The sequence below is a fragment of the Streptomyces sp. NBC_01171 genome, assembly GCF_045039805.1.
Lineage (GTDB): Bacteria > Actinomycetota > Actinomycetes > Streptomycetales > Streptomycetaceae > Streptomyces.
This window is the reverse complement of the sequence record NZ_CP108609.1, coordinates 611,151-633,711: the sequence shown is the minus strand read 5'-3', so window position 1 is coordinate 633,711 and position 22,561 is coordinate 611,151. Positions and strand designations below refer to the sequence as shown.

The following is a 22,561-nucleotide window of genomic DNA, read 5'->3' as shown; positions in this document are numbered from 1 at the left end:
ACCCGGCCGCAGGGTCGACGCGCGTGGATGCGGCGGGCACTCGTGCGCCGGTAAGCGGAAGTGCGGATGGGCGCGACCGTGTTCGACGTCTCGGAGCCGCACTTTCTTCTTTTCACCGTCACAGGAACGTCATGGGGCGAAGCGCTGTGCGCGTGTTCTTTTACCCCGGCTTTCCTTACCGTCCCCGGAACCTCTCCCCAAAGGTTGATCCCGCATGCGTGAAAACCGCTCGGCCGCGTTCGCAGTGACGCCCGAAGAACCGTTCGAACTGACCGCCGCCCAGCAGGGTGTGTGGTATGGGCAACTGGTCGATCCGGACAGTCCCAAATACAACATCGGGGAATGCCTGGAGATCCGCGGCGGCCTCGACGAGGGTTTATTCGCCGCCGCGGTGGACCACGCGATGTACCTCCACGACAGCTTTCACCTGGAGTTCGTCACTGACGGTGAAACGATTCGCCAGCGGGTGGTGCGCCCCGGACCGGACGCCCCGAGCCGGCTCCATCGGGCCGACCTGAGCGGCGCGGACGACCCGGCCGCCGAGGCCGAGCGGTACATGGCCGACGACATGGCCACCGTCGACCAACTGAACGCCCCTCGACACCACTTCGCGTTGCTGCGGCTCAGCCCCACGCTGCACTACTGGTACATCCGCTACCACCACATCGCCGTCGACGGCCTCAGCGGCGCCCTCTTCGCCCGCACCGTCGCCGACCTCTACACCCGCGCGGCACGGGGCGAGAGCACGGACGAGATCACCGCCGCGCCCCTGCGCGACCTGGTGGACGAGGAGGCCGCCTACCGTGCCTCCGGGCGCACCGAGGCCGACCGCGCCTACTGGACCGGCCGGTTCACCACCCCGGCCGGGGACGGCCTCGACGCCGAGACCCGCGCCGCCGCCCCGCTCGTCCGCCGCCGCACCGACGCCCCCGCCCCGCCCGCCGCCTCCGCCGCGCCGGTGGAGCTGCACTCCGGCGCCACCCTCCCCGTCACCGTGCTGGACGAGCTGCGCCGCCTGGCCGGGGACAGCCGCACCACCTGGACCGCCGTCCTCGTCAGCGCGGTCGCCGCCTACGTCGCCCGGGTCACCGGGACGCAGGACGTCCGGGTCGGCCTCGCCTCCCACGGCCGGCACGCGGGGCTGCGCCACATCATGGGCATGACCTCCAACATCCTGCCGCTGCGGCTGGCGGTCACCCCGGACATGACGGTCGGCGCCCTCGTCCGTGCCGTCGCCGCAGAGATGCGCGGCGCCATGCGCCACCGCCGCTTCTCCCGCGAACAGCTCGCCCGCGAGCTGAACATGGCCGAAGACGGGGCCCGTCTCACCGATGTCGTCGTCAACATCATGGGCTTCGAGTACGGCCTCGACTTCGGCGGCAGCACCGCCACCTCCCGGCTGCTGTCCATCGGCCCGGTGGACGACGTGTCCCTCTTCGTCTCCGAACGCTCCGAGGGACAGGGGCCGTTGATCGGTTTCGACACCAACCCGGAGCTGTACCACCCGGACGACGTCCGGCTGCACCAGCACGCCGTCGTCTCCTTCCTGACGGCCCTGGCCGGGGCGGACGCCGATACCCCGCTCGCCGACATCCAGTTGCTCGACGACACCGCCGCCGCCGACGTACTCGCGCAGGGGCGCGGGACCGAACTGCCCGCCGGGGACACCGCTCTCCCGCAGGCGTTCGCCGCGCAGGTCCGCCGTACCCCGGACGCCCCGGCCGTCGTCGCCGGTGCGCACACGCTCACCTACCGCGAGCTGGCGGAGGCGGCGGCCGAGCTGTCCGGCGCGCTGAGCGGCTGGGGCGTCGGTGCGGAGGACGGCGTCGGGGTGCTGGCGGACCGCTCGGCGGCCGTGGTGACGGCCACGCTGGGCGCGGTCGGCGCCGGTGCCGCGTACGTACCGATGGACGCCGCGTGGCCCGCCGACCGGCTGGACCGCGTCGCCGGGACCGCCCGGGTCCGCGCCCTGGTCGTGGACGCGGCCAACGCCGGCACGGACTGGGTCAGGGAGCGGGCCACCACCCTCCCCGTCCTCGTCGTGGACGAGCGCGGCGGCCTCCTGCGCGGCGCCCCGGAGCGGCCGGGCACACCGCGCGCGGTGAAACGGGGTGACCGCCTCGCCTATGTGATGTTCACCTCCGGCTCCACCGGCCTCCCCAAGGGCGTCGGCGTCACGCACGGCGACGTGCTCGCGCTGGCCGCCGACTCCGCCTGGCGGGACGGCGTCTCGGACGCGGTGCTGATGCACTCCGCGTACGTCTTCGACGCCTCCACCTTCGAGATCTGGGCGCCGCTGCTCAACGGCGGCCGGGTGGTCGTCGCACCGCCCGGCGGCCTGGAGTCGCGCGTCCTTGCGGAGATGACGGAGCGGTACGGGGTCACCTCGCTGTTCCTGACGACCTCGCTGTTCAACCTCGTCGCCGAGACCGACCCGGCCGCCTTCGCCGGGCTCCGCCTGGTCGCCACCGGTGGCGAGGCCGCCGCGCCCGGCCTGACCCAGCGGGTCGCCGAGGCCGCCCCCGGCACCCGGGTGCTGAACGTGTACGGCCCCACCGAGACCACCACCTTCGCCACCCGCCACCAGGTCACCGCCGGCACGACCGGCGTGCCCCCGATCGGCCGCCCCCTGGACGGCATGAACGCCTACGTCCTCGACGACCGCCTGCGCCCGGTGCCGCCCGGCGTGGTGGGCGAGCTGTACGTCAGCGGCCGGGGCGTCGCCCGTGGCTACCTGGGCCGCGCCCAGCTCACCGCCACCCGCTTCGTGGCCGACCCGTACGACGCGGACGGCGCCCGGATGTACCGCACCGGCGACCTCGCCCGCTGGACCGCCGACGGCGACATCGAGTACGCCGGGCGCGTCGACGGCCAGGTCAAGCTGCGCGGGTTCCGCATCGAGCCCGCCGAGATCGAGAACACCCTGCTCACCGACCCCGCCGTACGCTCCGCCCGCGTCCTGGTCCGCGAGGACGTGCCCGGCGACCCGCGCCTCGTCGGCTACGTCGTCCCGGAACCCGGCACCGCACCGGACGCCGCCACCCTCGCCCGGACGGTGGGCCGGGCACTGCCCGCCTACATGGTGCCGTCGGCGTTCGTCCTGCTCGACGCGCTGCCCCTGAACGCCAACGGCAAGCTCGACCACCGCGCCCTGCCCGCACCCCGCGCCTCCACGGCCGCCGGGCGTGCCCCGCGCACCGCCCACGAGGAGGTGCTGGCGGGCCTGTTCGCCGATGTGCTCGGCCTGGACGCGGTCAGCGTGGACGACGACTTCTTCGCCCTCGGCGGCCACTCCCTGCTCGCCACCCGCCTCGCCGGCCGGGTACGCACCGCGCTCGGCGCCGAGCTCGACCTGCGCGCCCTCTTCGAGCACCCCACCGTCGCCTCCCTCGCCGCCGTGCTCGACACCTCCGGCGAGGCCCGCCCCGCCCTCGTCCCGCAGGACCGGCCCGACACCGTGCCGCTGTCCTTCGCGCAGCAGCGGCTCTGGTTCCTCAACCGGGCCGAGGACTCCGGCGACACCTACAACGTGCCGCTCGTCCTCGACCTCGAAGGCCCGCTGGACACCGACGCCCTGCGCGGTGCCCTCGCCGATGTGGTGGCCCGGCACGAGAGCCTGCGCACCGTGTTCGCGGAGGAGGACGGGGTGGCCCGCCAGGTCGTCCTGGACGCCGCGCACGCCGCCGAGTCGGTCCCGCTCGCCGTGGAGGAGCCCCCGGCCGGGGCGGACGCCGAGGCGTGGGCCGAGGAGGCGGTGGCCCGGCTGGCCGGTGCCCCCTTCGACCTGGCCGGGGGCGTCGCCTTCCGCGCCGGGCTGCTGCGGCTCGGTGCCGACCGGCACATCCTGGTCCTGGTCCCGCACCACGTCGTCGCCGACGGCTGGTCCCTCGCCCCGCTCAGCCGCGACGTCGGCGCCGCCTACCGGGCCCGGCTGGCGGGGGAGGACACCCCCGACTGGCCCGCGCTGCGGGTGCAGTACGCCGACTACGCCCTGTGGCAGCGGGAGCTGCTCGGGGAGGACGGCGACCCGGACAGCCTCGCCGGGCGGCAGCTCGCCTTCTGGCGGGAGGCGCTGCACGGCGCCCCCGACCTGCTCGAACTCCCCCTGGACCGGCCGCGCCCGGCCGTCCCGAGCCACCGGGGCGGGGCGGTGCCCTTCGAGCTGCCCGCCGACGCGCACACCGCGCTGACCGGGCTGGCCCGCGCGGCCGGCTGCACCCCGTTCATGGTGCTCCAGGCCGCCCTCGCCGTGACCCTGCACGCCCACGGCGCGGGCGAGGACATCCCGCTCGGCACCGCCGTCGCCGGACGGGCGGACGAGGCGCTGGACGACCTGGTCGGCTTCTTCGTCAACACGCTCGTGCTGCGCACCGACCTCTCCGGCGACCCGACCTTCCGGGAACTCCTGGGCCGGGTCAAGGAGTTCGACCTCGCGGCGTTCAGCCACGGGGACATCCCGTTCGAGCGGCTCGTGGAGGCGGTCAACCCCGAGCGCTCCGGCGATCACCACCCGCTCTTCCAGACCATGCTCGTCCTCCAGAGCCAGGAGCGGGCCGGGATCGACCTGCCCGGCATCACCAGCCGCGACCGCTCCCGGCACACCGGGATCAGCAAGTTCGACCTGACCTTCTCGCTCACCGAGAACGCGGCCTCCGCCGACCGGACCGAGCCCGCCCGGGGCATCGGCGGCTACCTCGAGTACGCCACCGACCTCTTCGACGAGCCCACCGCCCGCGACCTGTGCGACCGGTTCGCCCGCGTCCTCACCGAGGCCGTCCAGGACCCCGACCGGCGCCTCGGCGACCTCGACCCGCTCGGCTCCGGCGAACGCGACCGCCTCCTCGCCCAGGGCCACGGCACCCGGCGCCCGCTCCCCACGGCCACCGCACCGGAAGCGGTCCGCCAGTGGGCCGCCCGCACCCCGGACGCCACCGCCGTACGGGACGCGGACACCAGCCTCACCTACGCCGAACTCGACGCCCGCGCCGACGCGTTGGCCCGCGTACTGCGCCAGCGCGGAGCCGGACGCGAGACGCTGGTCGCGCTCGCCCTGCCGCCGTCCGTCACCTCCGTCGTCGCCATGCTGGCCGTCCTGCGCGCCGGTGCCGCCTACCTGCCCGTGGACCCGCGCTACCCGGCCACCCGCATCCGGCACATGGTCACCGACGCCCGCCCGGTGCTGCTGCTCACCACGCACGACGTCCACGAAGGGCTGCCGCCCACCGACGTACCGTGGCTCGACCCGGACCAACTGGACCCCGGTGCAGCCGAGTCGGAGCACCGCATCCACCCCGCCGACCCGGCCTACGTCATCTACACCTCCGGCTCCACCGGCCGGCCCAAGGGCGTGACCGTGCCGCACGGCGCGCTCGCCAACCACATGGCCTGGATGGCGGGGCACCTGTCGCTGACGCCGGGGGACCGGGTCCTCGCCCGTACCTCCACCAGCTTCGACGCCTCCGTGTGGGAGCTGTGGCTGCCGCTGATGAACGGCGCCGAGGTGTGCGTGCTGCCCGACGGCGTCAACCAGGACCCGCGGGCGCTGGTCGACTGGATGGGCCGGTTCGGCGTCACCGTCGCCCAGTTCGTGCCCTCGCACCTCGCGCTCGTCCTCGCCGAGGCCGCCGACGCGGCACCGCTGCCCGCGCTGCGCGCCGTCCTGTGCGGCGGCGAACCGCTGCCCCGCGCCCTCGCGGAAGACATCGCCCGCACCTGGCGCGCCGAGGCGCACAACCTGTACGGCCCGACCGAGGCCACCATCGACGCCACCGCCCACCGCGTCCCCGAGGACGCCGAGGGCCACGCGGCCGACACCGTGCCGATCGGCCGGCCCGTCGACACCATGCGCGCCTACGTGCTCGACACCCGGCTGCGCCCCGTACCGACCGGTGTCACCGGCGAGCTGTACCTCGCGGGGCCCAACCTCGCGCGCGGCTACCTGGGCCGCCCCGGCCTGACCGCAGAGCGCTTCGTCGCCGATCCGTTCGACCCCGCGGGCGCCCGCATGTACCGCACCGGCGACCTGGTCCGGTGGAACCGGCACGGGCTGATCGAGTACGTGTCCCGCGCCGACGACCAGGTCAAACTGCGCGGCTTCCGCATCGAGCTGGGCGAGGTCGAGGCCGCGCTGCTCGCCCGCCCCGGCGTCACCTCGGCCTGCGCCGTCATCCGCGAGGACGCCCCCGGCCGGCGCCGGCTGGTGGCGTACGCCGTCACCGCCGACGGGGCACCGCGCGCCCTCACCCTGCGCGACGACCTCGCCGAGACGCTGCCGCACTACATGGTGCCCGGCGCCGTCGTCGTCCTCGACGAACTCCCGCTGCTGCCCAACGGCAAGGTGAACCGGCGCGCGCTGCCCGAACCGGAGCCGGAGCCGGAGGCCACGACCTCGGTGGCGCCGGGCCGGGGCACCCCGCAGGAGGAGCTCCTCGCCGGGATCTTCGCCGATGTGCTGCACCGCCCCGCCGTCGGCCCGCACGACAGTTTCTTCGACCTCGGCGGTCACTCCCTGCTCGCCATGCGCGTCGTCAGCCGCGTCCGCGCCGTCCTCGGAGCGGAGGTCGCGGTGCGCACCCTCTTCGAGCACCCGACCGTCGCCGGACTGGCCCGCGCCCTCGACACCCCCGGCCGGGCCCGCCCCGCCGTGCTGCCCGCCGCCCACCGCCCCGAGCCGCTGCCGCTGTCCTACGCCCAGCAGCGCCTGTGGTTCCTCAACCGGCTGGAGGGGCCCAGCTCCACCTACAACATCCCGCTCGTCCTCGAACTCGACGGCGCCCTCGACCCGGAAGCCCTCCGGGCCGCGCTCGGCGATGTCATCGAGCGGCACGAGGCGCTGCGCACGGTGTTCCCCGAGCGGGACGGCGTACCGCGCCAGACGATCCTGCCCGCCGAGGCGGCCACGCCGGAACTGCCCGTGGTGAGCACCGCACCGGCCGACATGGACGCCACCGTGCTGGCCGCCGTGCGCGAGACGTTCGACGTCACCGCCGACCTGCCGCTGCGCGCCCTGCTGCTGCGCTCGGCGCCCGAACACCACGTGCTGGTCCTCGTCGTCCACCACATCGCCGGTGACGGCTGGTCCCTCGCCCCGCTCGCCCGCCACCTCGGCACCGCCTACCGGGCCCGCCTCGAAGGCGCCGAACCGGGGCTGACCCTCGGCACCCCGCTCCAGTACGCCGACTACACCCTCTGGCAGCGCGCCCTCCTCGGCGAGGGCGGGGGCGAGAGCGAGGGCGAGGCCGACGACGGCGTGCTGCGCGGGCAGCTCGACCACTGGAACACCGCGCTCGCCGGGATGCCCGGCCTGATCGACCTCCCGCTGGACCGGCCCCGCCCGGCCTCCGTCGACCCCCGGGGCGGCGTCCACACCTTCGAGGTGCCCGCCGAGCTGCACACCCAGCTCAAGCGGCTGGCAAGGGAGTCGGGCAGCAGCCTCTTCATGGTGCTCCAGGCGGCCGTGGCCACCCTGCTGCACCGGCACGGCGCCGGCGACGACATCCCGCTCGGCTCGCCCGTCGCGGGCCGCACGGACGAGGCGCTGGAGGACCTGGTCGGGTTCTTCGTCAACACCCTCGTCCTGCGCACCGACCTCTCCGGCCGCCCGACCTTCCGCGAACTCCTCGTCCGAGTCCGGGAGTTCGACCTCGCCGCGTACGCCAACCAGGACGTGCCCTTCGAGCGGCTGGTGGAGCACCTCAACCCGGTCCGGGCCCGCGACCACCACCCGCTGTTCCAGACCATGGTGGTGCTCCAGAACCAGGACAGCGCCCGCCCCGACCTGCCCGGCCTCACCGTCGAGGACCGGCTCGTGCACAACGGGCTGAGCAAGTTCGACCTCACCTTCGCCTTCACCGAGGACCGGGACGGCGGCCTCGGCGCCGGCGTCGAGTACGCCACCGCCCTGTTCGACCGGAGCACGGTCGAGCACCTCACCGCCCGGCTGCTGCGCCTGCTGGAGGGGGTCGCCGCCGAGCCCGAACGCCCGGTCGCCGAGCACGACTTGATGGCACCGGACGAGCACACCCAGGTGGCCCGCTGGGGCACCGGCCGCGCCCTGCCCGCCACCGGCGAGCCCGCCGTCCTGCCGGCGCTGTTCGCGGCTCAGGCCGCACGTACCCCGGACGCGGTGGCCGTCACCGCCGACGACGCCTCCCTCACCTACGCCGAACTCGACGCCCTCTCCGCAGATCTCGCCGCCGCCCTCGCGGGCCTCGGCGTCGGGCCCGAGACCGGCGTCGGCGTGCTGCTCGGCCGGTCCCCGGCCGTCGTGACCGCCTCCCTCGGCACCGTCCGCGCCGCCGGGGCCTACGTCCCGCTGGACGCCCGCTGGCCCGAGGAACGGCTCGACCAGGTCGCCGGCGCCGCCGGGGTGAAGGTCCTCCTCGTCGACGAGGACGCCCACGGTTCACCCTGGGTGCGCGCGGCCGCCACCCGCACACCGGTCGTCGTGCTGGACCGGCTCGGCCGGGTCCTGCGGGGTGCGCCCGGGCGGCCCGGCCGCCCGGTGCCCGTACCGGGTCCCGCCGCGCTGGCCTACGTGATGTTCACCTCCGGCTCGACCGGCCTGCCCAAGGGCGTCGCTGTCAGCCACGCCGACGTGGTCGCGCTGGCCGCCGACTCCGCCTGGCGGGACGGCGCCGCCGACGCCGTGCTGATGCACTCGGCGTACGTCTTCGACGCCTCCACCTTCGAGATCTGGGCCCCGCTGCTGCACGGCGGCCGGATCGTCGTCGCGGCCGACGGCGTGCTGGACGCCCGCGCCCTCGACGACGCGGTGCACACCCACGGGGCCACGGCCGTCTTCATGACGACCGCCCTGTTCAACGTCATCGCCGAGACCGACCCCGGCGCCTTCACCGGCCTGCGGCTGGTGTGCGCCGGCGGTGAACTGGCCTCCCCGGACGCCATGCAGCGGGTCGCGGCCCTCGCGCCCGACACCCGTGTCCTGCACGTGTACGGGCCCACCGAGACCACCACCTTCGCCACCCGCTACCCGGTGCCCGCCGACCTGCCCGCCGGGCCGCCGCCCATCGGCCGCCCGCTGGACGGCATGCGCCTGTATGTCCTCGACGGCTCGCTGCGGGCCGTACCGCCGGGCGTGGTGGGGGAGTTGTACCTCGCCGGACACGGTGTGGCGCGCGGCTACACGGGCCGCCCCGGCCTGACGGCCACGCGTTTCGTCGCCGACCCGTTCGACGCGGCGGGCGGCCGGATGTACCGCACCGGCGACCTGGTCCGCTGGACCCCGGACGGGCAGATCGCCTACGTCGGCCGGTCCGACGGCCAGGTGAAGCTGCGCGGTTACCGGATCGAGCTGGGCGAGATCGAGAACACGCTCGCCTCCTGCCAGGGCGTCGCGGACGCCTTCGCCGTCGTCCGTGAGGACACACCGGGTGACCGGCGCCTCGTCGCCTACGTGGTCCCCGCGAGCGGCGCGAGCCCCGACCCCGCCGACCTCGCCCGCGCCGTCGGCCGGTCGCTGCCCGCGTACATGGTGCCCAGCGCCCTCGTCCTGCTGGACGCGCTCCCGCTCACCCCCAACGGCAAGGTGGACCGGCGCGCGCTGCCCGTCCCCGAGTACGCGCCGGTGAGCGGCCGCCCGGCCCGTACCGCCCGCGAGGAGATCCTCTGCGGACTCTTCGCCGACGTGCTCGGTCTGGACGCGGTGGGCCCCGACGACGACTTCTTCGCGCTCGGCGGGCACTCCCTGCTCGCCACCCGGCTCACCGCCCGCATCCGGGCCGCGCTCGGCGTGGAGGTCCCCGTCAAGACCCTGTTCGAGCACCCGGCACCGGCCGCGCTGGCCGCCGTGCTCGACGGCGCCGAGGCGGCGCGGCTCCCGCTGCGGCGGGCCGAGCACCGGGCGGAGCCGCTGCCGCTGTCCTTCGCGCAGCGCAGGCTCTGGTTCCTCAACCGGTTCGAGGGACCCAGCGACACCTACAACGTGCCGCTCGTGCTGCGGCTGGACGGCCCGTTGGACGCCGACGCGCTGGAGAGTGCGCTGACCGACGTGGTCGAGCGCCACGAGAGCCTGCGCACCGTCTTCCCCGACACCGACGGCGTGCCGCGCCAGCTCATCCTCGACGCCCGCACCGCCGACCTCGACCTCACGCCCCGCGACACCGATCCCGCCCGCCTGGACGAGGTGCTCGCCGCCGAGGTGGCCCACGCCTTCGACGTGAGCGCCGAGGCACCGGTGCGGGCCCGGCTGGTGCGGCTCGGCGCCGAGGCGCACGTCCTCGTCCTGGTCCTGCACCACATCGCGGGCGACGGCTGGTCCCTCGCCCCGCTCGCCCGCGACCTCGGCGAGGCGTACCGGGCGCGGCTCGCGCACGAGGAGCCGGGCTGGGCCGATCTCGCCGTCCAGTACGCCGACTACACGCTGTGGCAGCACGCGCTGCTCGGCGACGAGGAGGACCCGGACAGCCGGGCCGCCAGGCAACTGGCCTTCTGGCGCGAGGCGTTGGCCGGAGCGCCCGAGCTGCTGGAGCTGCCCGGCGACCGGCCGCGCCCGGCGGTCACCGAGCACCGGGGCGACGCGTTCGCCTTCCCCGTGGACGCCGCCACCCACCAGGCCCTCGCCGCGCTCGCCCGGACCCGCGGGTGCAGCCTCTTCATGGTGCTCCAGGCCGCCCTCTCGGTGCTGCTGTCCCGGCACGGCGCCGGCGAGGACATCCCGCTCGGCACCGCGGTCGCCGGCCGCACCGACGAGGCCCTGGACGACCTGGTCGGCTTCTTCGTCAACACCCTGGTGCTGCGCACCGACCTCACCGGCGACCCCACCTTCGACGAAGTGCTCGATCGCGTGCGGGAGTTCGACCTCGCCGCCTACGACCATCAGGACGTGCCCTTCGAGCGGCTGGTGGACGCCCTCAGCCCGGACCGGGCGCAGAACCACCACCCGCTGTTCCAGACCATGCTGGTGCTCCAGAACACGGCCGGCGCCGACATCGAGCTGCCCGGCCTCACCGTCTCCGAGCAGCCGGTGCGCACCGGCATCAGCAAGTTCGACCTGACCTTCACCTTCACCGAGACCGAGGACAGCGCCGGGCGTCCCACGGGGCTCGACGGGGTGCTGGAGTTCTCCACCGAGCTGTTCGACCACGCCACCGCGTACACCCTCGCCGACCGGCTGACCCGCCTCCTCGCCTCCCTCGCGGCCGACCCCGGCCGGCGGGTCCACGAGACCGAGGTGCTGGGCGCGTCCGAGCGGCAGCGGCTGGAGCTGGCGGCACTCGGGCCCGTCCGCCCCGTACCCGCGCGGACGGCACCGGAGGCGTTCCGCGCGCAGTGCGCCCGGACCCCGGACGCCGTCGCGGTACGCGGGGCCGACCGCACGCTCACCTTCACCGAACTCGACCAGCTCTCCAACGACCTCGCGCACCACCTGCGCGGCCGGGGCATCGGCCGGGGCGACCTGATCGCCCTCGCCCTGGAGGGCACCGCCGACCAGGTGGTGGCGATGCTCGCCGTGACCAAGGCCGGGGCCGCCTACCTGCCCATCGACCTGGACCACCCCGAGGCGCGCATCGCGTACACCCTGTCCGACGCCCGCCCGGTCCTCCTGCTCACCCACGCCCACCGCGTCGGGGAGCGCCAACTGGCGCTGCCCAGCCTCGCGCTGGACGACCCGGCCGCCTGGGCCACCGGGCACACCGCGCCGCCCGCCACCGTGCCCGACCCGCGCGACGCCGCGTACGTCATCTACACCTCGGGCTCCACCGGGCGGCCCAAGGGTGTCGTCGTCACCCACGCCTCGCTCACCAACCACATGGCGTGGATGGCCGGCCACCTCGCCCTCACCGACGACGACCGGGTCCTCGCCCGGACCTCGCCCAGCTTCGACGCCTCGGTGTGGGAGACCTGGCTGCCCCTGCTGCACGGCGGCTCCACCTGCCCGGTACCGGCCGCCCTCAACCACGACCCCGCCGGACTGCTCGGCCGGGCGCGTGAACTGGGCGTCACTATCGCCCAGTTCGTGCCCTCGCACCTCTCGCTGGTCCTCACCGAGACGGCCGGCGAGGCAGCGCCGACCACCCTGCGGGCCGTCCTGTGCGGCGGCGAACCCCTGCCGCGCGCCCTGGCCCGGCGGGTCCGGGACGCCTGGCGGGCCGAGCCGCACAACCTGTACGGGCCCACCGAGACCACCATCGACGCCACCGCTCACCACCACACCGACGACGACACCGGCACCGCCGAGGGGAGCGTGCCGCTCGGGCGCCCCGTCGACAACACCCGCGCCCACGTCCTCGACGCCCGCCTCCAGCCCGTGCCGCCGGGCGTCACCGGCGAGCTGTACATCGCGGGCGACGGGCTGGCGCGCGGCTACCTGGGCCGGGCGGGGCTCACCGCCACCCGGTTCGTCGCCGACCCGTACGGGCCCGCCGGAAGCCGGATGTACCGCACCGGCGACCTCGTCCGGCGCGACGCGGACGGCCTGCTCACCTACGTCTCCCGCGCCGACGACCAGGTCAAGCTGAACGGCTTCCGCATCGAACTCGGCGAGATCGAGACCGCGCTCGCCGCGCTGCCCGGCATCACCGCCGCCTGCGCCGTCGTACGCGAGGACCAGCCCGGCGAACGCCGCCTGGTGGCCTACGTCGTGCCCGGCGGGGGAGCGGCCGACGTGACCGACGACGCGCTGCGCCGGGGGCTGGCCGACACGCTGCCGCCGTACATGACGCCCGCCGTCTTCGTGCACCTGGACGCGCTGCCGCTGATGACCAACGGCAAGACCGACCGGCGCGCCCTGCCCGCACCGGCGCGCACCACCGGCACCCGGCCGGGCGGGGAGCCGCGTACCGAGCGGGAACGCGTGCTGTGCGAGGTGTTCGGCTCCGTGCTGCGGGCGGCCACCGTCCGCACCGACGACGACTTCTTCGCGCTCGGCGGCGACAGCATCCTGTCCATCCAGCTCGTCAGCCGGGTCCGGCAGGCCGGGCTCGCCGTCACCCCGCGCGACGTCTTCGTCCACCGCACGCCGGAGGCCATCGCGGCCGTCGCCACCGTGCTGACGGTGGACTCGGCCGAACCCGCCGAGGCCGGCACCGGCGAGATGCCGCCCACGCCCATCGCGGCCTGGTTCCTGGAGCGGCCCGGCGCCACGGACGGCTACAACCAGTCCGCCGTCCTGCGCACCCCGGCCGACGCCGACGCGGAATCCCTCGTCGAGACCCTCCAACTCCTGATCGACCACCACGACATGCTCCGCATGCGGGTCACCCGCTCCACCGAGGAGGAGCCCTTCCTGTACGCGCAGCCGCCCGGCTCCGTGCAGGCGCGCAAGCGCCTCACCCGGCTCGACATCACCGGTTACGACGCGGCCGCCGCGACCGCCGCGCTCGCCGAGGCGGGCGAACAGGCCCGCGCCCGGCTGCGGCCCGCCGACGGCCATGTCATCGAGGCCGTGTGGGGCGACGCGGGCCCGCGCACCCCCGGCCGGCTGCTGATCGTCGTCCACCACCTGGCCGTCGACGCGGTCTCCTGGCGGGTGCTGGGCGCCGACCTCGCCGCCGCCTGGCGGACGGTCACCGGCACGTCGTCGCCCCTGCCGCCCGTCGCCACGCCCTACCGGAGCTGGGCCCGCCTCCTCGCCGCCCAGGCCCGCACACCCGAGCGGGAGCGCGAACTCCCGCTGTGGGAAGGCGTACTGAACACCCCGGACCCGCGCATCGCGCACCGGCCGCTCGACGCGCAGCGGGACACCGCCGAGCACACCCGGACCATCACCACCCGGCTGGACGCCCGCTGGACCGGCCCGCTGCTCACCACCGCGCCCGCCGCCTTCCACGCCGGGGTGGACGACGTGCTGCTCACCGCGCTCGCCCTCGCGATCCGCGCCTGGCGGGAGGACCGTGGTACCGGCCGCACGGACGACACCGCCGTCCTGATCGACCTGGAGGGGCATGGCCGGGAGCAGCTCGCCGACCACATCGACCTGTCCCGCACCGTCGGCTGGTTCACCAGCCTCTACCCGGTCCGCCTCGACCCCGGCCCCGGCCGGGTCGTCGACCCCGCGCGCTTCGACGCCACCCTGATCGACCGCGCCGTGAAGCAGGTCAAGGAACAGCTCCGGGCGATACCCGACCACGGCGTGGGCTACGGGATGCTGCGGCACCTCAACCCCGCCACCCGTGACCGGCTCACCGCCCCGGCTCCGCAGATCGGCTTCAACTACCTCGGCCGGTACGCCGGTTCGGCCGAGAGCGCGGGCGACTGGGAGGTCCTGCTCGACGGCGGCCAGCCGCGCAGCCAGGACCCGGACATGCCCGTCCACCACGTCGTCGACATCAACGCGCACACCGAGGACCGCCCCGACGGACCCGTCCTGGTCACCCGATGGGCCTGGCCCGGCGACCTCCTGAAGGAGGAGGACGTGGCGGACCTGGCCGACGCCTTCGCCCGCGCCCTGCGCGCCGTCGCCGAACACGCCGAACAGCCCGACGCGGGCGGTTACACGCCCTCCGACCTTCCCCTGGTCTCCCTCGACCAGGCCCAGATCGACCGACTTCAGAACAAGTGGGGTGGACGCAAGTGACCGGGTTCCAGTTGGAGGACGTACTGCCCTTGACGCCGTTGCAGGCGGGCATGCTCTTCCACTCGCTCTACGACTCCCAGGCCGTGGACGTCTACACCACCCAGTTCGTGTTCGATCTCGAAGGCACCGTCAGCGTCTTCGGGCTGCGCGCCGCCATCGGCACCCTGCTGCGCCGCCACGCCAACCTCCGGGCCGGCTTCCTCCACGAGGACCTGGACCAGCCCGTCCAGGCGGTCGCCGCCGAAGTGCCCGTGCCGCTGGAGGAGCTGGACCTCACCACGGCCGACGGGCCCGAGGCGCTGGACGCGTTCCTCGCCGAGGACCGCACCCGGCGGTTCGACCTCACCACCCCGCCCCTGATGCGATTCACCCTCGTCCACACCGGGCCCGGCCGGCACCGGCTGGTGATGACCAGCCACCACCTCCTCTTCGACGGCTGGTCCGTCCCGCTGCTGGTCCGCGAGCTGTTCGAGCTGTACGCCCGCCAGGGCGACGACCTCACGCTGCCCCGCGTCACCCCGTACCGCACCTACCTCGCCTGGCTGGCCGCGCAGGACCGGGCCGCCACGCTGAACACCTGGCGGGACGCGCTGGCGGGGCTGGAGACGCCGACCCTGCTCGCCGGGCGGGGCGCGCCGGAGGGACCCGACTCCGCCGAGCTGCCCGACACCCTGGTGCTGGAGCTGGACCGCGCCACCACACACCGGCTGCGCGAGACGGCCCGCGCCTCCCGGCTCACCCTCAACACCCTGGTCCAGGGCGCCTGGGGCCTGGTGCTGGCCCACCTCACCGGACGCTCCGACGTGGTGTTCGGCACCACCGTCTCCGGGCGGCCGCCGGAGATCCCCGGCATCGAGACGATGATCGGCCTGTTCATCAACACCGTCCCGGTCCGGCTGCGCCCCGAGCCCGGCGAGAGCCTGGCCGCGCTGCTCACCCGGCTCCAGGAGGAGCAGGCACGGCTGCTGGGCCACCAGTACGTCGGGCTGACCGAGATATGCGAGACCGCCGGGCTCGACCGGCTCTTCGACACCCTCGCCGTCTTCGAGAACTACCCGCTCGACGCCGAGGCCCTGCGCACCGCCCAGCAGGGCATGGCCGGCCTCACCGTCGCCGGGATCGAGGGCACCGACGCCGCCCACTACCCGCTCACCCTCACCATCGCCCCCGGCGAGGACAGCCTCCGCATCACCTTCGGCTACCGCTCCGCCCTGCTGGACCGCACCTTGATCGAGCAGACCGTGGCCCGCGTGCGCCGCCTGCTCACACGGATGGCCGAGGGTCTCGACGTACGGGCCGACAGCCTCCCCCTGCTGCTGGAGGGGGAGCGGGAACGGCTGCTGGCGACGGGACGCGGCGCGGAACTCCGTTGGGACGTGCGGAACTTGAGCGTCCCCGACGCGGTGGCCCGGCAGGCCGAGCGTCACCCCGGCACGGTCGCCGTCACCGGCGCCGGGGAGGAGTTGACCTACGGTCTGCTCCAGGAGCTGTCCTCCGGGCTGGCCCGGGCGCTGACCGGCTCCGGGGTCGGCACCGAGGACGGGGTCGGCATCCTGCTCGGCCGCTCCTCGGCCCAGGTCACCGCCGCCCTGGCCGTCCTGCGCGCGGGCGCCGCCTACGTCCCGCTCGACCCACGCTGGCCCGCCGAACGCCTCGACCGCGTCACCGAGTCAGCCCCGTTGCGCGCCCTCGTCGTGGACGAGACCACGCGGGACAACCCCTGGGTGCGGGGGCTCGACATCCCCGTCCTCACCGTGGACCCCGCCGGACGCGTCCTCAGCGGCGGCCCCTTCGCCCCCGGCGCGCTGCCCGCCGTGTCCGGCGGCGACCGGCTCGCCTACGTCATGTTCACCTCCGGCTCCACCGGCCTGCCCAAGGCCGTCGGCGTCACCCACGTCGACATCACCGCCCTCGCCGCCGACCGCACCTGGGCCGACGGGGTGGCGGACGCCGTGCTGATGCACTCCGCGTACGTCTTCGACGCGGCCACCTTCGAGATCTGGGCGCCCCTGCTGAGCGGCGGCCGGGTCGTCGTGGCCCCCGAGGGCACGCTCCAGCCCGAAACGCTCCGGGACCTCGTCGCCCGGCACGGGGTGACGGCGGCCTTCCTGACCACCGCACTGTTCAACGTCATCGCCGAGACCGACCCCGGCGCCCTCGGCCTGCTCCGGCTCGCCGCCGCCGGCGGCGAGGCCGCCACGCCCGGCGTGTTCCAGCAGTTGGCCGCGGCCCACCCCGGCACCACGGTCCTCAACGCCTACGGACCCACCGAGACCACGACGTTCGCCACCCTCCACCGCGTCCCGGCCGACGCCCCGCCCGGCATGCCCCCGATCGGCCGCCCGCTGGACGGCATGCGGGCCTACGTCCTGGACGCGGCCCTGCGCCCGGCGCCGCCCGGCGCCGAGGGGGAGCTGTACATCGCGGGCCCCGGTGTCGCGCGCGGATACCTCGGGCGGCCCGGCCTCACCGCCACCCGGTTCGTCGCCGACCCCTTCGAGGGGGACGGCACACGGATGTACCGCACGGGCGACGTGGTGCGCCGGGACACCGAGGGCCTGATCCACTACGTCAGCCGCGCCGACCAGCAGGTCAAGCTGCGCGGCCACCGCATCGAGCCCGCCGAGATCGAGGCGGTCCTGCGCACCGACCCGTCCGTGCGCGCCGCCTGCGTCCTGGTCCGCGAGGACCTCCCCGGCGACCGTACCCTCGCCGCGTACGTCGTCCCGGCCCCCGGTCACACCCCCGACCCCGGCCGGCTGGCCGCGCACATCGGGCGCCACCTGCCCGCCTACATGGTGCCGTCCGCCATCCAGCCGCTCGACGCCCTCCCGCTGACCGTCAACGGCAAGCTGGACCGGGCCGCACTGCCGGCCCCCGCCACCACCGGGCCGGGGGCCGCGGGACGGGCGCCGCGCGGGGCGCACGAGGAGATCGTCGCCCAACTGTTCGCAGACGTGCTCGGCGTGGCCCAAGTCGGCGTCGACGACGACTTCTTCGCCCTGGGCGGCCACTCCCTGCTCGCCACCCGGCTGGTGGGCCGCGTCCGTACCGCGCTGGGCACCGAGACCGAGATCCGTACCCTCTTCGAGCACCCGACGGTCGCCTCCTTCGCCGCCGTCCTCGCCGACGGCGACCGCCCGGCCCGCCCCGCCCTGGTCCCGCAGCCGCGCCCCGAAGTGCTGCCGCTGTCCTACGCCCAGCGGCGCCTGTGGTTCCTGCACCGGCTCGACGGCCCCTCCGCCACCTACAACATCCCCTTCGCCGTACGCCTCGACGGCCCGCTGGACCAGGAGGCCCTGCGCGCCGCGCTCGACGACGTGGTGGCCCGGCACTCCGCGCTGCGCACCCTCTTCCCGGCCGGCGGGGAGGGGCCGCACCAGCGCATCACCGAACCCGGCGAGGCCGGCGTGCCGTTCACCGTCCGGGACGCCGACGAGGGCCGGCTCGACGCGGCCGTGGCGGACATCGCCGCCGAGGCCATCGACATCGAGACGGAACTCCCGCTCCGGGCAACGCTGCTGCGGCTCTCCGGCGACTCCCACGTGCTGGTGCTCGTCGTCCACCACATCGCCGCCGACGGCTCCTCCCTCGCGCCCCTCACCCGCGACCTGGGCACCGCCTACCGGGCCCGCGTCGGCGGGCAGGCCCCGGCGTGGACCGCGCCGCCGGTCGACCATGTGGACCACGCCCTCTGGCAGCGGACCCTCCTCGGCGACGAGGACGACCCCGACAGCGTGCTGTCCGGCCAACTGCACCACTGGAAGCGGGCGTTGGACGGACTGCCCGAGCTGATCGACCTGCCGTGGGACCGCCCGCGCCCCGCAGTGCCCCAGCACGTCGGCGCCACGCACGACTTCACCCTGGACGCCGACACCGCCCGCCGGATCACGGACCTGGCCCGCACCAGTGGATGCAGCGTGTTCATGGTGCTCCAGGCCGCCCTCTCCCTGCTGCTCTCCCGGCACGGCGGGGGGAAGGACATCCCGCTCGGCACGGCCGTCGCCGGGCGCACCGACGAGGCCGCCACCGATCTGGTCGGCTTCTTCGTCAACACCCTGGTCCTGCGCACCGACCTGTCGGGCGACCCCACCTTCCGTGAACTCCTGGACCGCGTGAAGGAGTTCGACCTCTCCGCCTACACCCACCAGGACCTCCCCTTCGAGCGCCTGGTCGAACTCCTCAACCCCGCCCGCTCGCAGAGCCACCACCCGCTGTTCCAGACCATGCTCGTCCTCCAGAACCACAGTCCCGCAGCCCCGGTCGAGCTGCCCGGCCTCACCGTGAGCCCGGTCCCGGTCGAGCTGGACGTGGCCAAGTTCGACCTGTCCTTCACCTTCACCGAGACCCACGACGACCAGGGCGCACCGGGCGCCATGCGGGCCGCCGTGGACTACGCGACGGAACTCTTCGACGCCGGCACCGTGCAGGCCCTCGGCGAGCGCCTCGCCGGGCTGCTCACCGCGGTCACCGACGACCCCGACCGCCCGCTGCACGCCTACGACGTGCTCACCGACGCCGACCGCGCCCGCGTCACCGCCTGGGGCACCGGCCCCGAGGCCGACCGGCCCGAGAGCGTCCCCGCCCTCTTCCGGCGCTGGGTACGCAGCACCCCGGACGCGCCGGCGGTCCGCGACGCCACCACCACGCTCACCTACCGTGAACTCGACACCCTCGCGGACTCCGTCGCCGCCGACCTCACCGCGCGCGGCATCGGCCCCGAGGACCGGGTCGCCGTCGCCCTGCCCCGCGACCGCGAGTTGCTGGTCACCCTGCTCGGCGTGCTCAAGGCCGGGGCCGCCTACGTACCGCTCGACCCCGACTATCCGGCCCGCCGCCTCACCCACATGGTCGAGGACTCCCGCCCGCGCCTGCTGCTGACCACCCCCGAGGTGTGCGAGCGGCTGCCCGAACTGCCGGTGCCGTACGTCCACGTCGGCGACCTCACGCACGGCACGACGGCCGCCCCCGCCTCCGGCGACCCGGACCCGGCGCACCCGGCGTACGTCATCTACACCTCCGGCTCGACCGGCCTGCCCAAGGGGGTCGTCGTCACCCACCGGGGTGTCGGCGCGCTGGCCCGGACGCACGCCGAGCGGCTGCGGGTCGGCCCCGGCCACCGGGTGCTGCACCTGGCGTCCGTCAGCTTCGACGCGGCGTTCTGGGAGATGTGCATGGGCCTGTTCACCGGGGCCTGCCTGGAGATCGACGAGCGCGACGCCCTGCTGCCCGGACCGGCCCTCGCCGGCACCGTCCGGGAACGCGGTGTCACCCACCTCACCCTGCCGCCCGCCGCGCTCGCCGTGATGCCGCCCGGCTCGCTGCCCGAAGGCACCACCATCGCCCTCGCCGGCGAGGCGTGCCCGCCGCACCTGGTGCACACCTGGGCGCGCGACCGGCACCTGGTCAACGCGTACGGGCCCACCGAGACCACCGTCTGCGCCACCATGAGCGCCTTCCAGCACGCCGACGGTCCCCTCGCCCCCGACCGCACCGTGCCCATCGGCGTCCCCGTCGACGGCACCCGCGTCCACGTCCTGGACGACCGACTGGCCCCCGTACCGCCCGGCGTGGTCGGCGAGCTGTACGTCTCCGGCGCGAGCCTCGCCCGCGGCTACCACGAGCGGGCCGCCCTGACCGCGACCCGGTTCGTGGCCGACCCCTTCGACCGCGCGGGCGGCAGGATGTACCGCACCGGCGACCTGGCCCGCTGGACCGCCGACGGCGAACTCGTCTACGTCTCCCGCGTCGACGACCAGGTCAAACTGCGCGGCTTCCGCATCGAGTTGGGCGAGATCGAGGTGGCCCTGACCGCGCTGCCCGGTATCGGCTCCGCCTGCGCGATGGTCCGCGAGGACCGTCCCGGCGACCGGCGCCTGGTCGCCTACACGGTCGCCGAGGAAGGGCAGCGGGTCCCCGACGGCACCGAACTGCGCGCCCGCCTCGCCGAGACCCTGCCCGACCACATGGTCCCTGCCGCCTACGTCACGCTCGACACCCTGCCGCTCACCCCCAACGGCAAGACCGACCGCCACGCCCTCCCCGCGCCCGAGCGCACCGCGCCCGGCGAAGGCACCGCTCCGCGCACCGCCCTGGAACGCGAGCTGTGCGCGGCCTTCGCGGAGACCCTCGGGCTGCCCCAAGTGGGCGTCCAGGACGACTTCTTCGCCCTCGGCGGCCACTCCCTGCTCGCGGTCACCCTCGCCCAGCGCATCGAGGAACGCTGCGGCCGGCGCCTGTCCTTGCGGGACCTCTTCGCCGCGCCGACCGTGGAGGGCGTCGCCCGCCTGCTGGAGCGCACCCCGGGGGAGCAGGGGTACGGCGGCGGACCCGACCTGGCCGCCGAGGTCCGCCTCGCACCGGACATCACCGCCACCACGCGCCGGAGCGCCCGCCCCAGCGCCCGCCCGCTGCTCACCGGCGCCTCCGGGTTCCTGGGCGCGTTCCTCCTGCGGGACCTCATCGAGAGCACCGACGGCCCCGTCGACTGCCTGGTCCGCGCCGAGGACCCGCGCAAGGCCGCCGAGCGGCTGCGCGTCAACCTGGAGCACTACGGCCTCTGGCAGCCCCGCTACGAGTCCCTGATCAACGCGGTGCCGGGCGACCTCGCCGCCCCCGGCCTCGGCCTGACCCCGGAGGACCGCACCGCGCTGGTCCGCCGCCTCGGACCGGTCCTGCACAACGGCGCCCGAGTCAACTTCGCCGCCGGGTACGGGGATCTGCATGCCCCCAACGTCGCGGGCACCGAGGAGCTGCTGCGGCTGCTCGCCGACTCGGCGTCACCGGGCATGCACTACGTCTCGACCACCAGCGTGTTCGCCCCGGCGACCGGACCCGACCCGGTCATCATCTCCGAGGGCACCCCGACCGGCCCGCCGGCCGCCCTGCCCGACGGCTACGCCCGCAGCAAGTGGGTCGCGGAGGGTCTGGTCGGACTCGCCCGCGAGCGCGGTCTGCCGGTCACCGTGCACCGGCCCGGCCGGATCAGCGGCGACACCGCCACCGGCGCCTGCCAGGACCGGGACCTGCTCTGGCAGCTCATCAAGGGCTGCCTCCAGGCCGGCGCGGTGCCGGACCTGCCGTACGGCTCCACCGACTGGGTGCCGGTGGACCACGTCAGCCGGGCGGTCGTGGCACTCGCCGCGTCGGTGCAGACGGGCGGCGAGGTGTACCACTTCACCAACCCGGACGCCCCGGACCTGGGCCGCGTCTTCGCGGCGGCCGCCCGGCTCGGCCACGAACTGAGCACCGTCCCCGTCGAGGAGTGGCAGGCCCGTGTCGGGGCCGATCCGGACAACGCGGCCCAGCTCTTCCTCGGCGACGAGCCGCAGACCCGGCACGAGGCGATGGACCGGCGGCGCTTCGACTCCCAGCAGACGGCCAAGGCGGTGGGCGCCCTGGGGGTTCACCAGCCCCCGCTGACCGACGAGGTGCTCGCCCGCTACCTCACCTGGTTCCAGCGCACGGGCTTCCTGCCCGCGCCGGGGAAGGGAGAGGCCACTCGCTAGCGGGCGGACCGCTCGGCGGCGCGCTTGATGCCGTGCAGGGCCTCCTCCAGGCCGCGGGTGACGTGCTCGCCCTCGACGTTGTCGGTGTGCAGCTCGACGGTCAGCCGCGAGCTGCCCGCCTCGTCACCCGCGGCCACGTGCAGCCGGCCGTGGTAGTCGTCCGGTCCGGGCGCGCCCCACTCCAGGCTCTTGCCGTCCTCCAGCACATGGACCCACGCCTCGCTGGTGACGTCCTGCTCGGGCTCGCCCGGCGGGTCGATGTGCGCGGTGACGGTGACGCGGTCGCCGCCCTCCGGCTCGACCGAGGTCAGCCGGGGAAGGTAGGACGGGAGGTTCTCCACGTCCGAGAGGTAGGCGAAGAGGCGGTCGGTGGGGACGGCCACGGTGATCGAGTTGTCGTAGTTACCCATGGTCCCGCTGTGCCCCCGCGTGGGGGCCGGTAACGGTGCGGTGGGGCGATTGGTCCGGAAGGGTGAACCGATTTGGACGGGTGGCGCAGTACCCGTTTCAGTCCGTT

3 protein-coding genes are annotated in these 22,561 nt (G+C 75.0%); 2 read left to right on the top strand and 1 reads right to left on the bottom strand.

Annotation, left to right across the window (positions count from 1 at the left end):
* The first annotated feature begins 214 nt into the window (after positions 1-214).
* Together OG448_RS02840 and OG448_RS02835 are read left to right on the top strand one after the other, a co-directional pair.
* Entirely contained in the window at positions 215-14,536 is a 14,322-nt protein-coding gene (locus OG448_RS02840; RefSeq protein WP_405551311.1) for an amino acid adenylation domain-containing protein, read from the top strand.
* A complete protein-coding gene (locus tag OG448_RS02835) occupies positions 14,533-22,044 on the top strand; it encodes an amino acid adenylation domain-containing protein (protein ID WP_405551309.1) in 7,512 nt (2,503 codons plus the stop codon). Before OG448_RS02840 ends, OG448_RS02835 begins: the two co-directional genes overlap by 4 nt.
* Here the strand turns inward: OG448_RS02835 and OG448_RS02830 are convergent.
* On the bottom strand, positions 22,041-22,454 hold the full coding sequence (locus OG448_RS02830) for an SRPBCC family protein (protein WP_391294120.1): 414 nt from the start codon (positions 22,452-22,454) through the stop codon (positions 22,041-22,043). The two genes, OG448_RS02835 and OG448_RS02830, sit on opposite strands and share 4 nt — an antisense overlap.
* Positions 22,455-22,561 lie beyond the last annotated feature (107 nt).

What these genes read in the sequence shown, in the direction of transcription:
- OG448_RS02840 (WP_405551311.1), top strand. Translation starts at nt 215, where the DNA reads ATGCGTGAAAACCGCTCGGCCGCGTTCGCAGTGACGCCCGAAGAACCG.
- OG448_RS02830 (WP_391294120.1), bottom strand. Translation starts at nt 22,454, where the DNA reads ATGGGTAACTACGACAACTCGATCACCGTGGCCGTCCCCACCGACCGC.